The organism is Sideroxydans sp. (genome assembly GCF_054604835.1).
Genome location: NZ_JBTSFG010000003.1, coordinates 238740 through 260154 on the forward strand (window position 1 = coordinate 238740; position 21415 = coordinate 260154).

Genomic DNA, 21415 nt, shown 5'->3' on the forward strand with positions numbered 1-21415 from the left:
TAAAGGAATAGAAAACCAACCTGTATCTCCCTGATTGCTGGACAGTCTCCTCATTCGGTCATAGCTGACACAAGCCAAAATGGCCGAAGCGTCCGCTCAGGCCGAAAAACAGAAGCCCTAACTCCCCCGACTCTCACAACCCTCCACTTGAGCGAATCAAAAAGTGATCGCCACAACTACATAGGTTGCGATTCAGTCCGCCGCCTCTCCCGCCCCCCTGAGCTTGCGATACAAAGTCCGCTCGCTGACGCCCAGATGCCGAGCCAACGTTTTGCGGTCGCCGGGGAATTGCGCGGCCGCCCAATTCAGATAGCGCTTCTCCAGACTGGCCAGCGGTGCGATCTCCGTCAGTGGTTGGCCCTGCGGCAGGGTGGGCTGCGCGCCCGGCATGCTTTCCAAATTGAGGTGTTGCGGTAGCAGGGTGTTGCCGTCCAGCATGATCAAGGCGCGCTCCAGTATGTTGCGCAGTTCGCGCACATTGCCGGGGTAGTCGTGTTGCATCAGCAATGCCATCGCCTCCGCGCCGATGCTGACTTTTTTGCCGGGCGACAGTTGCGACAGCAGTGATTCCGCCAGCATGGGCAGGTCTTCGCGGCGCTCGCGCAGGGGCGGCAGTGCGATAGGGAAGACGTTGATGCGGAAGTACAGGTCCTGACGGAAGGTGCCTTCTCGCACCATCTGCGCCAGATCGCGGTGGGTCGCGGCGACCAGACGGAAGTCGGCGCGCAACGGCTCAACGCCGCCGATGCGGCGATAGGTGCCCGCCTCCATCAGGCGCAACAGTTTGACCTGTAGCGACAGCGGGATGTCGCCCACTTCGTCGAGGAACAGCGTGCCGCCGCGCACGGCTTCCACCAGCCCGATCTTGCGGCCGACCGCGCCGGTGAACGCGCCTTTCTCGTAGCCGAACATCTCGCTCTCGAACAATGTCTCGGTCAGCCCCGAACATTCCAGCGCGACGAACGGCGCGGCCGCGCGCGGACTCATGTCGTGGATGGCGTGGGCGACCAGTTCCTTGCCGGTGCCGGACTCGCCCAGCAGCAGCACCGAGCTCTCGTGCGCCGCCACGCGCTTGGCCAGTTCCAGCATGCGGTTGAACGGGCGCGAGAAGCCCACCATCTTGCGCCCGTCTCCCGCTTCGCGCTCCTGACGCAGAAAGTGCATGGTCTCCATGTAGTAGCGCGTTCCGCCGCGCGCATTTTTGACCGGCACCATCTCCACTTCGACATGCTCGCGCCCGGCCGAGGTGTGATGCACATGCAGCACGCGGCTGGGTTCGCCGCTGGCCATGGTTTCGCGCAAGGGGCAGTTCTCCCCGGCCTGGTCGCAGGGTTTGTCGTAGTGATGGGAGAGCTGGTAGCAGTAGCGCCCCTCGACCTGTTTACCCGCGCCGAATTCCTGACGGTAGGCCGCATTGGCCGCGACGATGCGGTACTGCGCGTCGAGCAATATCTTCGGTTCGGGGAAGCTGTTCAGCAGCTGCAACGTTTCTGCAGAGATCTTCGCTTTCATGTCATTTGAGGCAGTCATGGCAGGCATGCTATGCCATATACGGCACGTCAGGCAAGCAAGCATTCCTTCATTGCGCCCGCCAATAACCCGTATCCACATGAAGTCATTGATGATTATCCGATAACCACGCAAGTGGCACGGCGATTGCATTGTTGCTCACGCCGGCCTGCAGTATTCCCCTGTGCTGCGGGCACTCCCTGACCGGACGGTCTCGTCCGGCGGCCCTGACCTGTGGCGCGGTGCGCCACAGGATTTTTTTGGCCGGAACAACGGGCGGCAATGGACAAGAAATCGAGGAGCGAAAGATGGCACTGATGATCACCGAGGAATGTATCAACTGCGATGTGTGCGAACCGGAATGCCCGAATGGCGCGCTCACCCAGGGTGACGATATCTACATCGTCGATCCCTCTCTATGCACCGAATGCGTGGGCCATTACGCCTCGCCGCAATGCATCGAAGTCTGCCCCGTCGATTGCATCGTGCAGGACCCCGCGCACGTAGAGAGTCGCGATCAATTGCAGACCAAGTTCGAGAGCTTGCTGGGTAGCACAGCATGAACGACCTCAGCGAACAGAAACAGATGGGCGAGGTCACCACCCTCTATCACGACCTCAAGACTTGGGAGTTGAACCCAGGCGACCAGACCACCCATGCCAAGCGCATGCCCGGTTTCTTCCGTACGCTGAAGAACTACACGCAATGGGGCTTGTGGCTGCCGTTCTTCCTGCTGCCCTATCTGCGTTGGAACGGCCAGCAGGCCATCCTGTTCGACATCCAAAACCGCCAGTTCCGCTGCTACAACATCACAGTGTTGCCGCAGGACATCTGGATGCTGTCGCTGGTGTTGCTGATCGCGGCGATGACGCTGTTCGCGGTGACTTCGATTGCCTCGCGCGTGTGGTGCGGCTACTTCTGTTTCCAGACCGCGTGGACCGACTGGTTCACCTGGCTGGAAGAGAAGATCGAGGGCAATCCGGCGGCACGGCGCAAGCTGGACGACGCACCATGGAGTCTGGACAAACTCAAAAAGAAGGTCGTCAAACATGCGCTGTGGTTATTGATCGCGCTGCTGACCGGCATCAGTTATTCCATCTGGTTCGTCGACGCTTACGCCTACTGGGACGACCTGTTGCACTTCAATCTGCCCACGGTCGGCTGGGTGGTGCTGGTGCTGTTCATCGCGGGCACTTACATCCTCGCCGGTCTGATGCGCGAGCAAACCTGCTTCTGGCTTTGCCCTTACGCCCGCTTGCAGGGTGTGATGACAGATGCGCAAACCATCCTGCCCGCTTACGACACCACACGTGGCGAACCGCGCGGCAAGCTGCGCCGTAACGGTGAAGTCGTCGCGCCGCAGGGAGATTGCATCGACTGCTTCCAGTGCGTGCAAGTGTGCCCGACCGGCGTGGATATCCGCGAAGGCCAGCAGTTCGGCTGCATCACCTGCGGCCTGTGCATCGACGCATGCGATGCGGTGATGGACAAGATCGACAAGCCGCGCGGCCTGATCCGCTATGCCTCGCTGGATGAGTTGTCCGGCAAGCCGGTCAAACCGCTATACAAGCACCCGCGCACGCTGGTCTATCTGGCCATCATCCTGCTCGCCATCGGCGGCATCGTGTACGGCCTGACCCATCTGGGCGCCATGACGCTGAAAGTGCTACCGGAACGGCAACCATTGTTCGTGCAGATGAGCGACGGATCGATCCAGAACAAATACGCCTTCAAGGTGCTCAACAAGACCGGCCAGGACTTGCATGTAAAAGTCAGCGCCGAGAGCGACATCGCCGGACTGGTACTCATCGATGCCGAGCGCCAGCCGCTGACACATCAGCGTCGCGGCACCACCTTCACCGTTTTCGTCAAAGCCCCCGGCTACAACATCACACAAGCCGTGACACCGATCAGGTTCCGTGTGGAAGGCGTGGAAGACCCTAGCGTCTTCGCCGAGTACACGAGCAAGTTCAACGCGCCCGCGCGTTGAGATATCAAGCCAGCAGATTCAAAAAAACGTTCACTAAGGAGGAAGGCAACATGCTGAAGGTCGTCACAGGTTTTCTCGTCGGAATGGCAATTGCCGCTCTGCTCATCTACAAACTCGCGGCGGGCATGATGTTCCGCGAAGTGCCCAGCCAGTTCGGCATGGAAGAGACGGTCGCCCGCATCCAGCAGAACGTGCTGCACGCCGGCAACGGCTGGTCGCTGTCCGGTCTGCGCAACGCGGCCAAACCGATCGAGATGAGCGGCGGCAACGTGCTGCCGGTGATGATGATCGAAGCGTGCAGCACGAACTACTCCGCGCCCATCCTCAAAGACGACTCGCTGCGTTTCCTCTCCAACCTGATGCCGTGCAAAATCTCGGTGTACAAGAAGAGCGACGGCAAGACCTACATCGGCCTGATGAATGCCGAACTGATCGGCGGCCTGTTCGGCAGCAAGGTGGGCGACATCATGGCGAAAGTCGCAGCGGATCAGGCGAAGTTCATCCAGTTCGACGCCAGCCAGCCCGCACCCGCGATGATCAAGAACGCGCCCGCTGCCAGTGGCGGCTCCGGCGCTGCTGCAGACGGTGGTTGCTGATATGCGCGCCCCTCAGTTCATGATGCCGAGCCAGTTCAAATTCGTGCTGCCGCTGCTGGCCGCAATCGCCCTGCTGGCAGCGTCGACCGCGCAGGCGGCCAACGCGAAGCTGGAGCAGATAATCGCGCCAGCTCCACATTCCACCGCAGACCACAGCAAGTTCAAGGAACTGAACCGCGAATTCAAGAACGGCCCGGAGGTGACGAAAGCTTGTCTGACCTGCCACACCGAAGCGGCCAAGCAGGTGCAACACACCAAGCACTGGACCTGGGAATCGACCGACCCCAAGACCGGCAAAGTGCGCGGCAAGAAGAACATCATCAACAACTATTGCACCTCGCCTGTCTCCAACGAGAACGACTGCATGGCTTGTCATGCGGGCTACGGTTGGAAAGACGACAAGTTCGATTTCAAGGCCGAACAGAATGTCGACTGTCTGATCTGCCACGACCAGACCGGCACCTATCGAAAGCTACCCGGCTTCGCAGGTCACCCCGTGTACAAGCGTGTGGAGTTCCCGCACGGCTCGGGCAAGTTCGTCGAGGCGGTCAACCTGAAGAAGGTGGCGCAAAGCATCGGCATGCCCACGCGCAGCAACTGCGGTTCCTGCCACTTCTTCGGCGCGGGCGGCAACGGCGCGAAACACGGTGACCTGGACAGCTCGCTGCAGCACCCCGGCAAATATCTGGATGTGCACATGGACGAGAAAGGTTTGAATTTCTCCTGCACGACCTGCCACGCCACCTCGCATCATGAAGTGTCCGGCAGCCGCTACGACACGGCAGCGGCGGTCAAAGGGCCGGCCCACATCCGTGGCAAGCAGGATGCGTCGCCCGCGTCGTGCCAGTCCTGTCACAGCAACAAACCGCACCACGAAGCCATGCTTAACCAGCACACCGACAAGCTGGCCTGCCAGACCTGCCACATCCCGGAATACGCGCGCAACCAGATCGGCACCGAATCGAGTTGGGACTGGTCGCTCGCCACGCAAATGGGGCCGGACGGCAAGCCGATGGCATACAAGGACAGCGCCGGACGCCGCGCCTTCGATTCCAAGAAGGGTGCATGGGAATGGGACTCCTACGTCATGCCGGAATATCGCTGGTACAACGGCTATTCCGACTACAAGGTGATCGGCGACAAGATCGACCCGAGCAAGACCGTGCACATCAACGAAGTGGGCGGCAGCCCCAACGATCCAGACTCGCGCATCTGGCCGGTCAAAGTGCATCGCGGCAAGCAGCCCTACGACAAGGTGAACAACTACCTCACCGTGCAGCACACCGCAGGCGAGGACCACACCGCGCTATGGCACAACTATGACTGGCAAAAGGCGATCGCTGCCGGCATGAAAGCAGCCAAGTTGCCCTACAGCGGTGAGTTCGGTTTCGTCGACACCGCGATGACCTGGCCGATCACCCACATGGTCGCGCCGAAAGGTGACGCACTCAGCTGCTCACAGTGCCACAGCAAGAACGGACGCCTTAAAGACATCGAAGGCGTGTACATGCCGGCGCGCGACAGCAACCGCTGGCTCGATCTGATCGGCTGGACACTGGTCGTGCTGACACTGTTCGGCGTGCTGATGCACGGCGCGCTACGCATCTATTCCAGCAGGAAGAAAGGATAAGCAAATGAACACCGCGAACCGCATCTATTTGTACAACCGCTATGAACGCTTCTGGCACTGGTCGCAGGCGCTGCTGGTCATCTCGATGCTGATCACCGGCTTCGAGGTGCACGGCAGCTTCGACCTGTTCGGTTTCGAGCAGGCGGTGAACCTGCACACCCTCAGCGCGTGGACCCTGTTGACACTATGGGCCTTCACCATCTTCTGGCAGTTCACCACCGGCGAATGGAAGCAATACATCCCGACGCTGAAGAAAGTGGACGCCATGCTGCGCTATTACGCCTTCGGCATCTTCCGCCATGCGCCCAACCCGTTCCAGAAGACTGCGGACAAGAAACACAACCCGCTGCAGCGTCTTGCTTACCTCGCGTTGCTGTCGATGCTGTCACCGATCATCTGGGGCTCGGGCCTGCTCTACTTGTTCTATGCAAGCTGGGCCAGTCTGGGCGTGGCGGGATATTTGAGTCTGGAAGTGGTGGCACTGGTGCACACGGCGGGCGCGTTCCTGATGCTGGTGTTCTTCATCGCCCACGTCTACCTCACCACCACCGGCCACACACCGACCGCGCACATCAAGACGATGATCACCGGCTGGGAAGAGGCGGACTAATAGAAGAAGTATTCCGACTGTGTTCGATCATCACCCGCGCAAGCAGGTGATGATCGAATCACTTTCCGGAGTGCTTCGCCACGTCGCGCAGCAAAGGCAGGTAGTCCATCCAGTGCGTAAGCGGGCCGTGATTGGCGAACACCACGATGCCGTGTTTATCGAGCACATAGGTGGTGGGGAATACGGGCGCGATATAGCGGTCATGCACGGTCTTGCCGTCAGCTAGCGACAATTTATCCGAACTCGAATCCTGCGCGCCCGAGTCATAGAAAGACATGCGCAGTTTCTGCTGTTGCAGCCAGCGCTGCGCAACCGGATAACTTTCGCGCACTTGCAGCATCACCAGACGGATGTCGGAAGACTTGTCGAGTGCCCGCTGCAGTCGCTGCAACTCCGGCATCTCGTGCCGGCAGGGCGGACACCATGATCCCCAGAAATGCAGCACCACCACCTTGCCGCGCAGCGCACCAAGGCTTAATTTTTTGCCCGAGGCATCAGTAAAAGCCAAATCATAGAAACGCTGCCCCAGCTCGTTGCCTGGCGCTGCGCGATCTGCCGCAGCACGCTGCAGATACGGCCCCCACGACTGCGTCCACGCCCGTGCGTCGAACACCACCTTGTCATCCACGGCATAGAGCTGGCAAGAGCGGCCACTGTCGTTCTCGCAAAGTTGCAGCGCATCTTCGGCAACAGTATCCGCCGCACTCCCCTCGCCCATCCAGAACCACGTTCCGCCCGGCGCGATGGCAAAAGCACGATGCTTCTTCGCCGCGAGGAACGCGCGATAACCATCCTGCCCGGCGCGGTCCAGATGCGGAACCGCCTCGACATCCCGCACATCCGCCGCATGACTCCCCAGCGGGAACAACAGCACGAGCGCCAGACAGCTTGCGCAAAGCGATTCAAAGTAGGGGTTTCTACGTCTCAATATCTCTCCCATGATCGACTCCGACCCACTAGAAGTCTCGAGGATCAACTTACTTCAGGAAGCTCAACCGAGCAGATGCGCACCGGTCAGCAGCAACAGCATCAATAGCCAGAACACCAGCGTGCGCCACACCAGTCCGATAGCGCTTTGCATGTGTTCGGTATCGACTTCTTCACCGCTACCCAGATCGGGGCGGTAGACGGGTTGGTCGTCCAGCACCATGGTCTGTCCGAGCTTGATGCCAAGCGCGCCGGCACCGCTGGCCAGCACGATGCCTTCATCCGGCTCGGGCCATTCCGCGGCCTGGGTGCGCCAACTGTAGATGGTGTCCTCGAAATTACCGACGATGGCGAAGCTGCCGGCGGTAAGGCGTATCGGCAGCCATTCGAGTAGACGGCACATCTGCTGCGCGAAAGCACCGAAATCGCCGCCAGCTTCCTGATCCTTCCAGCGCGCGCTAAAGAATGTCGCCAGACGATACAGCATCGCGCCGACCGGCCCCATGCCCAGCATCATGAAGATGACGAACCAGACGATGACACCGAACACATGGCGGTGCGAGGCCAGCAGCGCCTGTTCGATGGTGAGCCGCGCGACTTCCTGCGGGTTGAGTTCGTTGCATGACTTGCCTGTCCATTCGCTGAGCAGCGCGCGCGCCTGATCCAGATCGTTATCCTGCAAGGCGAGATTGATGTCGGTGAAGTAATGGCTGAACTGGCGAAAACCCATGGTGAGGTAAAGCACCAGTACGCTGAATGCCCAGCCGAATACGGCATGTTTGGATAGCAGGATGCAATACACCGCCCAGATCAGCAGCAGCGGCAACAGTACTGCGAGCAACCATGCGATACGACCATGCGAGCGTTCGCCCGCGTCGAAACGGTCACTGAAATACTGTGCATAGTCGCCCAGCCATGTGAGCAGATACTTGCGCGACGACAGCGGATGGAGCTGTTCCAGCAACAGGGCGGCGATCAGTGACAGCAGGCTCATGGCTCAGATAGGGCATCCGTATCGAATGTGGGCAAAGATACCACAGCCATGGCTAGAGTTGGGCTGCCTGAAAACACGAAAAAGGCCTGATCCGACTGCTCGAATCAGGCCTGCAAGGGAAGCAACTGCGGAGTTTGGCTACGCGATCATGCCAGCAGCTACGGTGTTGTTGCTGGCCTCGTCGATGACGATGAAGCTGCCGGTGGAACGATCGATGTCGTAGCTATCGAACACCAGCGGCGACTGGATCTTGATTGCCACGCGCGCGATGTCGTTCATGTTCAGTTTTTCGACGGCATGCTGTTCCAGCGTATTCACATCCACACGGTAGTCGAGGCGCGAGAACAGGCACTTCGCCGTGCGCGTGGTGTGCTTGACCAGATACTTGCGATTCTTGTCCAGCGGCGCTTCCGCCAGCCAGCACAGCGTGGCTTCGAATTCCTTCTCCACCTTGGGCGGATGCGCGCTTGTCTTGACGAACATGTCGCCGCGCGAGATGTCGATCTCGTCGTTCAATGTGATCGTCACCGATTGCGGCGCGAACGCGGTGGCGAGATTGCCGTCATAGGTGACGATCTCTTTCACCGTGGTAGTGCGCCCGGAGGGCAGGATGGTGATCTCGTCGCCCACCGACACTTCGCCCGCTTCGATACGTCCAGCGAAACCTCTGAAGTCGTGATGCTCGTTGGTCTGCGGGCGGCACACCCACTGCACAGGGAAGCGGAAGTCGCTGGTGTTCACATCATGGTCGATCTCGACCTCTTCCAGGAATTCCAGCAACGCCGGTCCTTTATACCAGCCCAGATTCTCGCCACGATCAACCACCATGTCGCCGTTCAGAGCGGACAGCGGGATGCAGTGCACATCATGCAGATCGAGTTGCGCGGCGAAAGCCTTGTACTCGCTCACGATCTCTTCGAAGCGCGCCTGCGAGTAATCCACCATGTCCATCTTGTTCACGGCCAGCACCACGTGCGGCACGTTGAGCAGGCTGGCCAGATAGGAATGGCGCTTGGTCTGCGTCAGCACCCCCTTGCGCGCATCGATCAGAATGATGGCGAGGTTGGCACTGGATGCCGCGGTCACCATGTTGCGCGTGTACTGCTCATGCCCGGGCGTGTCGCCGATGATGAACTTGCGCTTGGGCGTGGCGAAATAGCGGTAAGCCACGTCGATGGTGATGCCCTGCTCGCGCTCGGCCTGCAAGCCGTCGGTGAGCAGCGACAGGTCGACCGCGGCCATGCCGCGCTTCTCGCTGGTCTTGGAGATGGCCGAGAACTGGTCCTCGAAGATGGACTTCGAGTCGTGCAGCAGGCGACCGATCAAAGTGCTCTTGCCGTCGTCAACGGAACCGGCGGTGATGAAACGCAACAATTGTGTGTTCGTATCCATTTTAGAAATACCCTTCTTTTTTTCTCAGTTCCATGGAAGCATCGGAGGTCTGGTCGTCCATGCGTGTCGCGCCGCGTTCGGTGATGCGTGTGGTGGCTGTCTCGGCGATGATCTCGTCCACCGTGCGCGCGGTCGATTCCACCGGCGCGGTACAGGTCATGTCGCCCACGGTGCGGAAGCGCACGGTGGCGACTTCCACTTTTTCGCCAGGCGCGGGCTGCACCAGATGCGACACCGGGATCACGTTGCCGCCGCGACGGATCACTTCGCGTTCGTGTGCGAAGTAGATTGGCGGGATATAAAGATTCTCGCGCCCGATGTATTCCCAGATATCCATCTCGGTCCAGTTGCTGATCGGGAACACACGGATGTTCTCGCCCGCGTTCACGCGCGTGTTATAGGTGTCCCACAGTTCCGGGCGCTGATTTTTCGGGTCCCATTGTCCGAACTCGTCGCGGAAGGAGAAGATACGTTCCTTGGCGCGCGCCTTTTCTTCGTCGCGACGTGCACCGCCCAGGCAAGCATCGAAACCGAACTCCGCGATGGTCTCCAGCAACGTCACCGACTGGTACGGGTTGCGCGGCTTGCTCTCATCCTTGATGACGATGCTGCCGCGCTTGATGGAGTCCTCCAGCGAACGCACGATGAGACGCTCACCCAGATCGCTCGCCAGTTTGTCGCGGCACTCGATCACTTCCGGAAAATTGTGCTCGGTATCGATGTGCACCAACGGAAAGGGGAACTTCGCCGGACGGAACGCCTTCTCCGCCAGACGCAGCATCACGATGGAATCCTTGCCGCCGGAGAACAGTAGCGCTGGGTTTTTGCACTCGGCTGCGACCTCGCGCATGATGTGGATGGATTCGCTCTCCAGTGCGTCCAGATGGGTGAAGGTGTGTTTCGTCATATTTTTCTCTACCAGTTTCATGATGTTTCTCTATTCGTGATCAAGCGGTTTCGATCTGTTTCACGCCGGGCCGGGCAGCGATTTCGATGATGCGTGCGCGACTGGCTTGCAACGAGGTGCTACTCACTGCCTGCACGCCGCTGCCGTGCGCGACCTTGTTGCGCTGCCCGACATGCAATCCGCACTCCTTGCTCTCGGGATCCTCCCACCACCAGCGTCCGGCGCGGATATCTTCTCCTGGCGTGACGGAACGTGTGCACGGCGCGCAACCGAGGCTGGGGTAGAACTGATCGTGCAGCTTGTTGTAAGGCACATCGTTCTGGCGGATGTAGGCCCACACGTCCTTGTTGCTCCACTCCAGCAGCGGGTTGAATTTCTGCAGGCCGTTGTCCGCATCGAAACTCGATACTTCCAGCGTGCCGCGCGTCACGGCCTGGTCACGGCGCATACCTGTGATCCACGCACCCTTGTCTTTCAGGGCTCGGCGTAATGGCTCCACCTTGCGTGCAAAGCAGCAGCCTTTGCGGTTCTCGACGCTGTCGTAGAAGCCGTTGATGCCGTGCTGCGAAACATACGCCTCGACCAGTTCGCTGTTTGGGAAGTAGACGGCAAGCGGCACGTCGTAACGCTGGCGCACTTCCTGGATCAGGTCGTAGGTCTCTTTCGGCAGGCGGCCGGTATCCAGACTGAACATGGCGATGTCAGGTGCATGCTTGGCGATGAGGTCGGTCAGTACCATGTCTTCCGCACCCAGACTGTTGGCGAACACGACCGGCGTGAACTCACTGGCAGCCTGCTTCAGCACGGCCACGGTTGCATCTATCTTTTGTTGTAGATCACTCATCATGCGACTCCTCTTGCTACGCGATTGAACAATGGCGTTTCGATATCCACCGACGCCTGATATTTCACTGAGAACGTTTCGAAACTCGACAGCGCCCGCTGCATATTCTGGTCCGCGCGCATGGCGAAACTGTCAAAGCCCACGCGCTTCATATAGAACAACTGGTCCTGCAACACATCGCCCATGGCGCGCAGTTCACCGCGATAGCCATATTGCTTGCGCAAGCGGTACGCCAGCGTGTAGCCGCGACCGTCTGTGTATTTATGGATATCGATGGCGATCAGCGGGAAGCGGTTCACGTCATCCGGAATGTCCTCTGCGCGCTCCAGCCCGCCCAGCCACAGGCCCAACTCCTTGCGTGCACGCAGGGTTTCCCATTGGCAGTTCCACACCGGCAGCGGTACCAGATGATCGCCTTGAGGTACCACGATGCTGTCGGCCGCTTCGCCTTCGTGCAGACGCAACACCTGCCAACTGTCGTTCACCACTTGCTTGTCTTTGATGATTTCCATTTAAAACCTCGGCGAAAAATAGGGCAGCTCGTAAGGCACAGCGGCCTGCAATGCTTCGTAGTCCGGCAACAACAGCTTCGCGTCTTCCACTATCTGTTCGGCATAGACGAAGGTCTTGAACGGCTCGTGGCCGATGCGCTGCAGCGTGTCTATGAAACGCTCGCCGTCGAATCGCTCATTCACATACACATGCAGAAGACGGGCAATCACCGTGGGGATCTGCGCGAACGAGAACGAGCGACCGATGATCTTGCCGATGATTGCCGGCGTGCCTGGATTGCCGCCGATAGTCACCTGGTACCACTCCTCGCCAGACTTATCCACGCCGAGGATGCCGATATGCGCCACATGGTGGTGGCCGCAGGCGTTCACGCAACCCGAGATGTTCAGGTCGATGTCGCCAATGTCGTGCAGATAGTCGTAATCCTCGAAACGCACGGCGATGGCTTTGGCCAGCGAGATGGAACGCGCGTTGGCCAGCGTGCAGAAATCCGCTCCGGGGCAGCAGACGATGTCGGTCAGCAGGCCGATGTTGGGCGTCGCCAGACCGGCCGCTTTCGCTTCCTGCCACAACGCGTACAGGTCGGACTGTTTCACGTCGGCCAGCACCAGATTCTGCAAGTGAGAGACGCGCAGTTCGCCGAAGCTGTAGTGGTCGGCCAGCGCCGCCGCCACGTCGAGCTGGTCGGCGCTGATGTCGCCGGGCGCCCGGCCGGGATGCTTGAGCGACAGCCACACGGCGGCGTAGCCATCCACCTTGTGCGCGGTGACGTTGCGCTGCACCCAGTTGGCGAATGCCTTGTCGTCGCGCTGCGCTGCTTCGAAGGAGGCGTCGATCTGCGGCAAGATTTCATAGGCGGGTGCCGTGAACGCTGCGCTCACGCGCGCCACTTCGGCTTCGGTCAATGTCGAAGGGCCGTCCTTGTGCAACTGCCATTCCGTTTCCACCTGACGGCGGAATTCCCCGATACCGATGGCCTGCACCAAAATCTTGATGCGCGCCTTGTACAGATTGTCGCGGCGGCCGAATTCGTTATACACACGCACGATGGCTTCCATATAGGTCAGCAGATGCTGCCAGGGCAGGAAGGCGACCAGCTCCTGACCGATGATGGGCGTGCGTCCCAGGCCGCCACCGACCAGGATGCGGAATCCCAATTCGCCCTGCGCGTTCTTCACCACTTGTACGCCGACGTCGTTGATCTCGATCGCGGCACGATCCTCGCTCGCACCGCTGACCGACACCTTGAACTTGCGCGGCAGGAAGGCGAACTCCGGATGGAAGGTGCTCCACTGGCGCAATATCTCGGCGAACGGGCGCGGGTCGATGAGTTCGTCGCGCGCCACACCTGCTAACTCGTCCGAAGTAATGCTGCGGATGCAACTGCCCGAAGTCTGGTTGGCATGCATCTCAACCTCGGCCAGCTCGGCCAGGATCTTGGGTGTGTCTTCCAGCTTGAGCCAGTTGAACTGGATGTTCTGGCGCGTACTCAAATGGCCGTAACCCCGGTCGTAGGTGCGCGCGATGTGTGCCAGTTGGTGCACTTGTGCGCTGCTTGCCAAACCATAGGGGATGGCGATACGCATCATGTAACCGTGCACCTGCATGTAGATTCCGTTCTGCAAACGCAGCACACGAAAATCGTCTTCCTTCAGCTCGCCGGACAGGCGGCGACGCACCTGGTCGCTGTATTGCGCGACGCGCTCGGCGGTCAGCTGGTGATCGAATTTGTCATAGCGGTACATCACTGTGCCTCGTCTGAATAATGTTTGGAAACCGGCAGCTTCAGCGCGGCTTCCAGCGGGAACTTCGCACCGAAGGCGAGGATGTGCGCCACGTCGTCGTCCTCGTCATGGCGCAGGGCCTGACCGATATACGCATGCTCGCCACTCTGGCCGACCACCACACCGACGCGTCCGCCGCAGGCGTTGAACCAGCTCACTTGCTTGGGTTTATTGGGGGCGTTCTTGCTCATGTCTTTTCCTTCACTCGAATCAATTCAAAGCCAGTCGTGTGCCGATGAGCAGCAGCATCACCGCCAATATCGGGCGCAATACTTTTTCCGGCACTTTTGCGGACAGGTGGCTGCCGATGTAGATGCCCGGCAGGGAGCCCAGCAGCAGACTGCCCAGCAACACGAAGTCCACCGTACCCAAGGTCATGTGACCCAGACCTGCCACGGCGGTCAGCGGCACGGCATGGGCGATATCGGTGCCCACCACTTTCACAGTGGTCAGGCGCGGGTAGAGGAACAACAAGGCGACCGTGCCCAGCACACCGGCACCGATGGAGGAGATGGTGACCAGCACGCCGACGATGGCACCGGTGACGATGGTGGCGGCCGGCAGATGACGGTGATGAAGTTCAGCCACTGTGCCGTCCTCACGCTGCGCCAGCTTCTGGATGCGGTCTTTGAACAACAGCGCGGCGGCGGTCAGCAACAGGGCGACACTGAGCACGCCGGTCACCAAACCTGTGAGCGACTTCTCATCCAAGCCCAGCAACTTGAAAGCGAGAATGGTGAGTAGCGCGGCGGGCAGACTGCCCAGACTGAGCAGGCCGACGATCTTCCATTCCACCGTGCCGTTGCGGCCATGCACCCAGCCGCCCAGCGCCTTGGTGATAGAGGCATACAGCAGGTCGGTACCGACAGCTGTTGCAGGTGACACGCCGAAGAACAGCACCAGCAACGGTGTCATCAGCGAACCGCCACCGACGCCGGTCACCCCGACGATCAGCCCGACCAGAAAACCCGAGATTGTGTACAACCAGTCCATTGCCCCATACCGTGTTCATTCAAGATGGAGCGCATTCTAGGTGCGCAGCCTTATATCGTTAAATACTTTTATGTTAGTATCTTATAACCCAATAACATATAAGAACCTGCCATGAACCTGCAGCAATTGCGTTACTTGAACGAGATCGTGCGTTGCGAGCTGAACATCTCGGATGCGGCCAGCGCGCTGTACACCTCTCAACCCGGCGTGAGCAAACAGATCAAATTGCTGGAAGAAGAACTCGGCATCGACATCTTTGTGCGCAACGGCAAGCGCGTCGTTGCCATCACCGATCCGGGCAAAGCGGTGCTGGAGATCGCCCGGCGCGTACTGCACGAGACGGACAACCTGAGACAGGTGGGGCAGGAATTCAAACGACAAGACAGCGGCTCGCTCACCATCGCCACCACCCACACACAGGCGCGCTATGCGCTGCCGCAGGTGGTCAAGGCATTCACGCAGACCTACCCCGAGGTCAAACTCGGCCTGCATCAGGGCAGCCCAACGCAGATCGCCGAACAGGTATTGAGCGGCGAGGTCGACATCGGCATCGCCACTGAGAGTCTGGCACTTTACGACGAGCTAGTGACCCTACCCTGCTATGAATGGCATCACTGCGTGGTCGTGCCGCCCAAACACCCGCTGCTGGATGAGAAGCGCCTGACGCTGAAGAAGCTGGCGCAATATCCCATCATCACTTATGACTTCGCCTTCACCGGCCGCAACAAGATCAACCAGGCGTTCAGCGAAGCAGGCCTGGAACCCAACATCGCACTCACCGCCATCGATGCCGACGTGATCAAGACCTATGTCGAACTCGGACTGGGGGTCGGCATCGTGGCGCAGATGGCCTTCATCCCGGATCGCGACCGCCATCTGCGCATGATCGATGCCGGCCATCTGTTCCAGCCCAGCACCACGCGCATCGCCATCCGCCAGAACCAGTACCTGCGCGGCTTCGGCTACCATTTCATCGAACTGTTCGCACCACACCTGACGCGCGATGTGATCGCACAGGCACTGCACCAGAAGAGCTAGGTGTTTACCGATGGATGAGCAGCTTCCTGCAAACGCAGCTGCTGCACCCCGCTCAACAGATCAAACTGTGGCGGCAATGCAGGAAATATCAACGACAGATAGACTCAGGCGATATAGAGCAGGATCGCGCAGTAGTGCAGGGCACTACCGGCCAGCACGAACAGATGCCAGATGCCGTGACCGTGTTTGAAGCGTTGATCGTAGAGATAGAACAGGATGCCGACGGTGTAGGCAACACCGCCCGCCAGCAGCCAGGAGAATCCCGCCCAAGACAAAGCGGATACCAGCGGTTTGACGGCGACCAGCGCGACCCAGCCCATGAGGATGTAGATCACCATCGACACCCAGCGCGCCTTGCCGGCCCGCCACAGTTCCTGGAATATCCCCAGCAACGCCAGCCCCCACACCACCCCGAACAGCGACCATCCCCACGGTCCGCGCAGACTGACCAAGGCGAACGGCGTGTAACTGCCGGCGATCAACAGGTAGATGGAGTTGTGATCCAGCTTGCGCAGGATCAGCTTGAACTTCCCCTTGCGCGCGTTGTGATACAGCGTGGAAGAGCTATACAACAGCACCAGCGTCGCGCCATAGATGGAAAAACTGACGACCTTCCACGCATCGCCGCTGAGCGCGCCCAGCACGATGAGCACCACCCCGCCGATCAGTGCAAGGATCGCACCGACCAGATGGCTAATGGTATTGAACCGCTCACCGCGCTCCATCGCGCTTTAATGCCGGCAGCCTCATCACTGGCCGAGTGAACCGGCTTGATGACGCTCAATCACGCTGTCGATGAACTTGCGCAGGAAGCCCTCGGTCTGCGAACTGTGGAAGCGGTCGATCTCGACGCCGTGACTGTAGGCGATAACGGTCGGAAAACCGCGCACCTTGTGCTTGCCGGCGATGCGCATGTTCTCGTCGGCATCGACCACACCCAGATAGAACTTGCCATCGTAGTCGAACACCATCTTATGCAGCAGCGGTGCCAGCACCTTGCACGGCGCGCACCATTCCGCGCTGATGTCCATCAACACCGGCAGTTCGTGCGAACGCGTCACCACCAGCTCTTCGAAGCTGTCTTCTTCCACGTTATATGAATAGTCGCTCACTACTTGCTCTCCTTACTCAAATCAATTCGCGCCGCGTTTGTAAAAGTCGCGCGGGCGGAATCCCAACACGATCAGCACGACGAAATACACCGTCGCACCGCCCACTACCAATGCAGTCAGATGCAGGATGCGCGCCCAGCCTTGCGCTTGCAGCCAGTGCGCTTCGCTGCCCATGCCGAACCACAGGCTCACGGCCAATGCGGTCACGGCCAGTAGCAGCTTGAGCATGAACTTGAGCCAGCCCGGCTCCGGCTGGTAGATGCCGCGCTTGCGCAGGAAATAGAACAGGATGGCGGAGTTGAGACAGGCGGCCAGACCGATGGACAGGGCAAGGCCCGCATGCGCCAGATCGAGGCCGAACACGAACCATACGTTCATCGCCTGAGTGGCCAGCAAAGTGACGATGCCGATCTTGACCGGGGTTCTAATGTCCTGTTTGGCATAGAAACCGGGGGCCAATATCTTCACCAGGATCAAACCGAGCAAGCCGATGCTGTATCCGACCAAGGCGTCGCGCGACATCATCACATCGTGCGCGCTGAATTCACCATGCTGAAAGAAGGTCGCCAGCAGCGGCGTGGCGATCATGCCCAGTGCCAGCGCGGCAGGCAGCGCCAGCAGCAAGGTCAGGCGCAAGCCCCAGTCCAGCAGCTTCGAGTATTCCGCCACGTTGCCATCGGCATGACAACGCGACAGCGACGGCAACAGGATAGTGCCCAAGGCCACGCCCAGCAGGCCGGTGGGGAATTCCATCAAACGATCGGCGTAGTACAACCATGACACGCTGCCCGCCACCAGGAAGGAAGCGAAGATTGTGTTGAGGATGAGGCTGATCTGCGCGATGGAGACACCGAACACCGCCGGCCCCATCTGTTTGATGACACGCCACATGCCTGCATCCTTCAGGCTGAAGCGGATACGCGGCAGCATGCCGATCTTCTTCAGGAACGGCAGTTGGAAGCCCAACTGCACGATGCCCGCCACGAACACCGCCCAGGCCAGTGCAAGGATGGGTGGGTCGAAATACGGTGCCGCCCACAACGCGCCGCCGATGAAGCACACGTTGAGCAGGATGGGGGCGAAGGCCGGCACCCAGAACTTGTTATAGGTATTGAGGATGCCCGCCGCCACGGCGACCAGCGAGATGAAGAAGATGTAAGGCGAGGTGATGCGCAGCAATTGCACGGTCAAGTCGAATTTCTGCGGGTCGCTGGCGAAACCGGGGGCACTTATATATACGAGGACGGGCGCGGCAATGATGCCGACCAGTGTCACCACGAACAGGATCAATGCCAGCATGGTGGTCACGTGGTCGACCAGCAGCTTGGTCTCCTCCTCGCCGCGCCGACTTTTGTATTCGCCGAAAATAGGCACAAAGGCCTGCGAGAACGCGCCTTCCGCAAACAGGCGGCGCAGCAGATTGGGCAGTTTGAAGGCGACAAAGAAGGCATCCGTCGCCGCGCCCGCACCGAACACCCGCGCGATCAGCACATCGCGCACGAAAGCCAGGATGCGCGAGACCAGCGTGAGGCTGCTGATCGCGGCGAGTGCCTTCAGCAGGTTCATGCCTTACCAGCCATTCTTCTTGGGATCTCTGCGTTCCATGCCGAGCGTCGGGAACAAACCGGTCTCGCCCGCATCGGCGCGATTGCGCCCGGCCCGCACCTGCAGTTCGTTGCTGACGATGAACTGGCGCACCTGCTCAAAACCTTTGGGGTCGGCAGTTTCCAGCGAGAAGCGCACCACCACGGAAGAAACTCCCTGAATCGTGGCCGGATGGACATAAGAGGAATAGACGGTGCGGCCATCCTTGCCAGTCGTCGACAACATGTCGCTCAGACGCTCGTTCCAGTTGGATGGACGGAACGTGACGCCTTCCTTATTGACGCCCTGAATCACGAATTCGGCCAGTTCGGGTACTCGTTTGATCTTTTCCAGCAATTTGGGTCGCTTCCGTGCGAATATGACGGCGCGCATTGTAGCACCGCCCCCGACACCCCACTTCCCACGGGCTTGCGGGCGGGCAAAACAATATCTTGCAAAAGACCGGGGCCGTACCTATAATGCGCGCCTTTTTACGCAAGCCGAATCCCTAGGAGTCATAACATGGCCAACACTGCACAAGCGAGAAAACGCGCACGCCAAGCTGAGAAACAGCACACACACAACACGACATTGCGCTCCGAGATGCGCACTGCCATCAAGAAAGTGATCAAAGCCGTCGCCGCTGGCGACAAGGCTGCGGCGCAGGCTGTTTACCAAGCTTCCACCAGCGTGGTCGACTCCATCGCCGACAAGAAGATCATCCACAAGAACAAGGCAGCCCGCCATAAGAGCCGCCTGTCCGCTGCCATCAAGGCAATGGCCTGATCTATCGCAGATAAGTTCTGCGACCAATCAAGGCCGACAGCGCTGTCGGCCTTTTTTGTTTATAGTTCCAGCATCAGAGAAGCAACAAGACCAGAAAGCTTGTCATGTCACATTTGATGAACACCTATGCACGGCAACCCGTCGCCTTCACCCACGGTGAAGGCGTATGGCTCTTCGACAGCAACGGCAAGCGCTATCTGGATGCGCTGTCCGGCATCGCCGTCAACACCTTGGGCCACGCCCATCCCGAATTCACTGCGGCGCTTTCGGCACAGATCGGCAAGCTGATCCACGTCTCCAACGTCTACCAGATCCCCGAGCAGGAACGCATCGCCGACAAGCTTTGCGAACTGTCCGGCATGCAGGAAGCCTTCCTGTGCAACTCCGGCTGCGAGGCGAACGAAGCCGCCATCAAGCTGGCGCGCATGTATGGCCACAGCAAGGGCATCGACATCCCCAATATCATCGTGATGGAGAAATCCTTCCACGGACGCACACTGGCGACACTCTCCGCCACCGGCAACCGAAAGGTGCAGGCCGGTTTCGAACCGCTGGTGAAAGGCTTCGTGCGCGTGCCGTACGACGATCTCACCGCCGTCGAGCAGGTCGCCGCCAATAATCCCGACGTCGTCGCCATCCTGGTTGAACCGATCCAGGGCGAAGGCGGCATCCGCATCCCGGACGCGGCTTATCTGCAGGGCCTGCGCAAGATCTGCGACGCCAACGGCTGGCTGCTGATGCTGGACGAAGTGCAAAGCGGCATCGGCCGCACCGGCAAATGGTTCGCCCACCAGCACACCGGCATCACACCGGACGTGATGACGCTGGCCAAAGGCCTGGGCTCGGGCGTGCCGGTGGGCGCCTGCCTGACAGCAGGCAAGGCGACCGGCACGTTCAAACCGGGTAACCACGGTTCCACCTTCGGCGGCAACCCACTGGCCTGCACCGCCGCACTGACCACGCTGACCATCATGGAAAAGCAGAACCTGCCAGCCCATGCCGCCACACTGGGCGCATGGATCCAGCAGCAGTTGCAAGCGCGGCTGGGAAGCGTGAAAGGTGTGGTCGCCGTGCGCGGATCGGGCCTGATGATCGGCATCGAACTGAACAAACCCTGCGGCGAACTGGTCGGCAAGGCGCTGGAAAGCGGCCTGCTCATCAACGTCACGGCCGACAGCGTGGTGCGTCTGCTACCGTCGCTGGTCTACACCCAGACCGAAGCGCAACAACTGGTGGACATGCTGTGTCCGCTGATCGAATCGTTGCTGATGCAGGAGTAGTCATGAGCGAGCTCAAGCACTTCCTGCAATTCAAGGATCTCACCCGCGAAGAGTTCGAATACCTGTTCGAGCGCACCCGCATCATCAAGGAACGCTTCAAGGGCTATCAAAAATACTGGCCGCTTGAAGACCGCACACTGGTGATGATCTTTGAGAAGGCCAGCACGCGCACACGCCTGTCGTTCGAGGCAGGCATGCACCAGCTCGGCGGCTCGGCCATCTATCTGAACACGCGCGACTCGCAACTCGGCCGCGGTGAACCGGTGGAGGATGCTGGCCAGGTCATCTCGCGCATGAGCGACATCGTGATGATCCGCACTTTCGAGCAGGACATCATCGAACGCTTCGCGCGCAACTCGCGCGTGCCGGTGATCAACGGTCTGACCAACGAATACCACCCCTGCCAGATTCTGGCCGACATCTACACCTACATCGAACATCGCGGCTCGATCAAGGGCAAGACCGTGGCGTGGATCGGCGACTCCAACAATATGTGCAACACCTGGTTACAGGCGGCCGAGATCCTCGATTTCAACGTACACGTCTCCACCCCGCCGGGCTACGAAGTAGAACCCGAGCGTGCAGGCCTGTACGGCACCGAGCATTACGAAGAGTTTTCTGATCCGATGGAAGCCGCCAGCGGCGCCGACCTGGTCACCACCGACGTGTGGACATCGATGGGCTTCGAGGCCGAGAACGAAGAACGCATGCGCGACTTTGCCGATTGGCAGGTTGACGGAGACATGATGCGCGTCGCAGCCAAAGACGCGATCTTCATGCACTGCCTGCCCGCCCACCGTGGCGAGGAAGTGAGCGCGGAAGTCATCGACGGTTCGCAATCCGTGGTATGGGACGAAGCAGAGAATCGCCTGCACGTGCAAAAGGCACTGATGGAATACCTGTTGTTGGGGAAACTCGACAAATAA

Annotated in this window: 23 protein-coding genes; 9 read left to right on the top strand and 14 right to left on the bottom strand. The window is 59.7% G+C overall.

Annotation, left to right across the window (positions count from 1 at the left end; genetic code table 11):
- Positions 1-192: 192 nt before the first annotated feature.
- Positions 193-1530, bottom strand: coding sequence for a sigma-54 interaction domain-containing protein (locus tag ACYCZ5_RS06795; protein ID WP_461544036.1), 1338 nt, complete (start codon positions 1528-1530; stop codon positions 193-195).
- 287 nt (positions 1531-1817) lie between these two features.
- Here ACYCZ5_RS06795 and ACYCZ5_RS06800 point away from each other — a divergent pair, with 287 nt between their 5' ends.
- From ACYCZ5_RS06800 to ACYCZ5_RS06820, 5 genes are read left to right on the top strand one after another with little or no spacing between them, the layout of a single operon-like run.
- A complete protein-coding gene (locus ACYCZ5_RS06800; protein WP_461544037.1) occupies positions 1818-2072 on the top strand; it encodes a YfhL family 4Fe-4S dicluster ferredoxin in 255 nt (84 codons plus the stop codon).
- On the top strand, positions 2069-3499 hold the full coding sequence (ccoG, locus tag ACYCZ5_RS06805; RefSeq protein WP_461544038.1) for a cytochrome c oxidase accessory protein CcoG: 1431 nt from the start codon (positions 2069-2071) through the stop codon (positions 3497-3499). The genes ACYCZ5_RS06800 and ccoG overlap by 4 nt, the downstream gene beginning before the upstream one ends.
- A 50-nt stretch (positions 3500-3549) precedes the next feature.
- Positions 3550-4095: a DUF302 domain-containing protein gene (locus ACYCZ5_RS06810; RefSeq protein WP_461544039.1), complete on the top strand. Its 546-nt coding sequence runs from the start codon at positions 3550-3552 to the stop codon at positions 4093-4095.
- 1 nt (position 4096) lies between these two features.
- The gene (locus tag ACYCZ5_RS06815; RefSeq protein WP_461544040.1) at positions 4097-5725 is read left to right on the top strand and encodes a tetrathionate reductase family octaheme c-type cytochrome; all 1629 of its coding nucleotides are present in this window, start codon (positions 4097-4099) and stop codon (positions 5723-5725) included.
- Between the two features lie 4 nt (positions 5726-5729).
- Entirely contained in the window at positions 5730-6335 is a 606-nt protein-coding gene (locus ACYCZ5_RS06820) for a cytochrome b/b6 domain-containing protein (RefSeq protein ID WP_461544041.1), read from the top strand.
- A 58-nt stretch (positions 6336-6393) separates the two neighbouring features.
- On the opposite strand, the gene ACYCZ5_RS06825 is transcribed toward ACYCZ5_RS06820, so the two are convergent.
- From ACYCZ5_RS06825 to ACYCZ5_RS06865, 9 genes are all read right to left on the bottom strand, one after another.
- Positions 6394-7263 carry a TlpA family protein disulfide reductase gene (locus ACYCZ5_RS06825; protein WP_461544042.1) on the bottom strand — a complete coding sequence of 290 codons (870 nt, stop codon included), beginning with the start codon at positions 7261-7263 and terminating at the stop codon, positions 6394-6396.
- A gap of 63 nt (positions 7264-7326) precedes the next feature.
- Complete coding sequence (locus ACYCZ5_RS06830) at positions 7327-8256, bottom strand: CobD/CbiB family protein (RefSeq protein ID WP_461544043.1); 930 nt, start codon at positions 8254-8256, stop codon at positions 7327-7329.
- Between the two features lie 138 nt (positions 8257-8394).
- Entirely contained in the window at positions 8395-9648 is a 1254-nt protein-coding gene (gene cysN, locus ACYCZ5_RS06835; protein ID WP_461544044.1) for a sulfate adenylyltransferase subunit CysN, read from the bottom strand.
- 1 nt (position 9649) lies between these two features.
- Positions 9650-10555, bottom strand: coding sequence for a sulfate adenylyltransferase subunit CysD (gene cysD / locus ACYCZ5_RS06840; RefSeq protein WP_461544045.1), 906 nt, complete (start codon positions 10553-10555; stop codon positions 9650-9652).
- Positions 10556-10595: 40 nt separating this feature from the next.
- On the bottom strand, positions 10596-11399 hold the full coding sequence (locus ACYCZ5_RS06845) for a phosphoadenylyl-sulfate reductase (protein ID WP_461544046.1): 804 nt from the start codon (positions 11397-11399) through the stop codon (positions 10596-10598).
- Positions 11399-11911 (bottom strand): DUF934 domain-containing protein, encoded by a 513-nt coding sequence (locus ACYCZ5_RS06850; RefSeq protein WP_461544047.1) that lies wholly within the window; start codon positions 11909-11911, stop codon positions 11399-11401. Before ACYCZ5_RS06850 ends, ACYCZ5_RS06845 begins: the two co-directional genes overlap by 1 nt.
- Complete coding sequence (locus tag ACYCZ5_RS06855; RefSeq protein ID WP_461544048.1) at positions 11912-13657, bottom strand: nitrite/sulfite reductase; 1746 nt, start codon at positions 13655-13657, stop codon at positions 11912-11914.
- Complete coding sequence (locus ACYCZ5_RS06860) at positions 13657-13887, bottom strand: hypothetical protein (protein ID WP_461544049.1); 231 nt, start codon at positions 13885-13887, stop codon at positions 13657-13659. Before ACYCZ5_RS06860 ends, ACYCZ5_RS06855 begins: the two co-directional genes overlap by 1 nt.
- 19 nt (positions 13888-13906) lie before the next feature.
- Entirely contained in the window at positions 13907-14689 is a 783-nt protein-coding gene (locus tag ACYCZ5_RS06865) for a sulfite exporter TauE/SafE family protein (protein WP_461544050.1), read from the bottom strand.
- A 111-nt stretch (positions 14690-14800) separates the two neighbouring features.
- Here ACYCZ5_RS06865 and cysB point away from each other — a divergent pair, with 111 nt between their 5' ends.
- Positions 14801-15727, top strand: a complete 927-nt coding sequence (gene cysB / locus ACYCZ5_RS06870) for an HTH-type transcriptional regulator CysB (RefSeq protein WP_461544051.1) — start codon at positions 14801-14803, stop codon at positions 15725-15727.
- Positions 15728-15831: 104 nt separating this feature from the next.
- Here cysB and trhA read toward each other — a convergent pair whose 3' ends face one another.
- From trhA to ACYCZ5_RS06890, 4 genes are read right to left on the bottom strand one after another with little or no spacing between them, the layout of a single operon-like run.
- Positions 15832-16452 carry a PAQR family membrane homeostasis protein TrhA gene (gene trhA / locus ACYCZ5_RS06875; protein ID WP_461544052.1) on the bottom strand — a complete coding sequence of 207 codons (621 nt, stop codon included), beginning with the start codon at positions 16450-16452 and terminating at the stop codon, positions 15832-15834.
- 24 nt (positions 16453-16476) lie between these two features.
- A complete protein-coding gene (locus ACYCZ5_RS06880; RefSeq protein WP_461544053.1) occupies positions 16477-16839 on the bottom strand; it encodes a thioredoxin family protein in 363 nt (120 codons plus the stop codon).
- Positions 16840-16860: 21 nt separating this feature from the next.
- The gene (murJ, locus tag ACYCZ5_RS06885) at positions 16861-18405 is read right to left on the bottom strand and encodes a murein biosynthesis integral membrane protein MurJ (RefSeq protein WP_461544054.1); all 1545 of its coding nucleotides are present in this window, start codon (positions 18403-18405) and stop codon (positions 16861-16863) included.
- Between the two features lie 3 nt (positions 18406-18408).
- Positions 18409-18816, bottom strand: coding sequence for a DUF3579 domain-containing protein (locus ACYCZ5_RS06890; RefSeq protein ID WP_461544055.1), 408 nt, complete (start codon positions 18814-18816; stop codon positions 18409-18411).
- Positions 18817-18945: 129 nt separating this feature from the next.
- Between ACYCZ5_RS06890 and rpsT the strand changes: the two genes are divergently transcribed.
- From rpsT to argF, 3 genes are all read left to right on the top strand, one after another.
- Positions 18946-19209, top strand: coding sequence for a 30S ribosomal protein S20 (gene rpsT, locus ACYCZ5_RS06895; RefSeq protein ID WP_461544056.1), 264 nt, complete (start codon positions 18946-18948; stop codon positions 19207-19209).
- A 104-nt stretch (positions 19210-19313) separates the two neighbouring features.
- Positions 19314-20489 (top strand): acetylornithine/succinylornithine family transaminase, encoded by a 1176-nt coding sequence (locus tag ACYCZ5_RS06900; protein WP_461544057.1) that lies wholly within the window; start codon positions 19314-19316, stop codon positions 20487-20489.
- A 2-nt stretch (positions 20490-20491) separates the two neighbouring features.
- Positions 20492-21415: an ornithine carbamoyltransferase gene (argF, locus tag ACYCZ5_RS06905; protein WP_461544058.1), complete on the top strand. Its 924-nt coding sequence runs from the start codon at positions 20492-20494 to the stop codon at positions 21413-21415.

What these genes read in the sequence shown, in the direction of transcription:
- ACYCZ5_RS06795 (WP_461544036.1), bottom strand. Translation starts at nt 1,530, where the DNA reads ATGACTGCCTCAAATGACATGAAAGCGAAGATCTCTGCAGAAACGTTG.
- ACYCZ5_RS06800 (WP_461544037.1), top strand. Translation starts at nt 1,818, where the DNA reads ATGGCACTGATGATCACCGAGGAATGTATCAACTGCGATGTGTGCGAA.
- ccoG (WP_461544038.1), top strand. Translation starts at nt 2,069, where the DNA reads ATGAACGACCTCAGCGAACAGAAACAGATGGGCGAGGTCACCACCCTC.
- ACYCZ5_RS06810 (WP_461544039.1), top strand. Translation starts at nt 3,550, where the DNA reads ATGCTGAAGGTCGTCACAGGTTTTCTCGTCGGAATGGCAATTGCCGCT.
- ACYCZ5_RS06815 (WP_461544040.1), top strand. Translation starts at nt 4,097, where the DNA reads ATGCGCGCCCCTCAGTTCATGATGCCGAGCCAGTTCAAATTCGTGCTG.
- ACYCZ5_RS06820 (WP_461544041.1), top strand. Translation starts at nt 5,730, where the DNA reads ATGAACACCGCGAACCGCATCTATTTGTACAACCGCTATGAACGCTTC.
- ACYCZ5_RS06830 (WP_461544043.1), bottom strand. Translation starts at nt 8,256, where the DNA reads ATGAGCCTGCTGTCACTGATCGCCGCCCTGTTGCTGGAACAGCTCCAT.
- cysN (WP_461544044.1), bottom strand. Translation starts at nt 9,648, where the DNA reads ATGGATACGAACACACAATTGTTGCGTTTCATCACCGCCGGTTCCGTT.
- cysD (WP_461544045.1), bottom strand. Translation starts at nt 10,555, where the DNA reads ATGACGAAACACACCTTCACCCATCTGGACGCACTGGAGAGCGAATCC.
- ACYCZ5_RS06845 (WP_461544046.1), bottom strand. Translation starts at nt 11,399, where the DNA reads ATGAGTGATCTACAACAAAAGATAGATGCAACCGTGGCCGTGCTGAAG.
- ACYCZ5_RS06850 (WP_461544047.1), bottom strand. Translation starts at nt 11,911, where the DNA reads ATGGAAATCATCAAAGACAAGCAAGTGGTGAACGACAGTTGGCAGGTG.
- ACYCZ5_RS06855 (WP_461544048.1), bottom strand. Translation starts at nt 13,657, where the DNA reads ATGTACCGCTATGACAAATTCGATCACCAGCTGACCGCCGAGCGCGTC.
- ACYCZ5_RS06860 (WP_461544049.1), bottom strand. Translation starts at nt 13,887, where the DNA reads ATGAGCAAGAACGCCCCCAATAAACCCAAGCAAGTGAGCTGGTTCAAC.
- ACYCZ5_RS06865 (WP_461544050.1), bottom strand. Translation starts at nt 14,689, where the DNA reads ATGGACTGGTTGTACACAATCTCGGGTTTTCTGGTCGGGCTGATCGTC.
- cysB (WP_461544051.1), top strand. Translation starts at nt 14,801, where the DNA reads ATGAACCTGCAGCAATTGCGTTACTTGAACGAGATCGTGCGTTGCGAG.
- trhA (WP_461544052.1), bottom strand. Translation starts at nt 16,452, where the DNA reads ATGGAGCGCGGTGAGCGGTTCAATACCATTAGCCATCTGGTCGGTGCG.
- murJ (WP_461544054.1), bottom strand. Translation starts at nt 18,405, where the DNA reads ATGAACCTGCTGAAGGCACTCGCCGCGATCAGCAGCCTCACGCTGGTC.
- ACYCZ5_RS06890 (WP_461544055.1), bottom strand. Translation starts at nt 18,816, where the DNA reads ATGCGCGCCGTCATATTCGCACGGAAGCGACCCAAATTGCTGGAAAAG.
- rpsT (WP_461544056.1), top strand. Translation starts at nt 18,946, where the DNA reads ATGGCCAACACTGCACAAGCGAGAAAACGCGCACGCCAAGCTGAGAAA.
- ACYCZ5_RS06900 (WP_461544057.1), top strand. Translation starts at nt 19,314, where the DNA reads ATGTCACATTTGATGAACACCTATGCACGGCAACCCGTCGCCTTCACC.
- argF (WP_461544058.1), top strand. Translation starts at nt 20,492, where the DNA reads ATGAGCGAGCTCAAGCACTTCCTGCAATTCAAGGATCTCACCCGCGAA.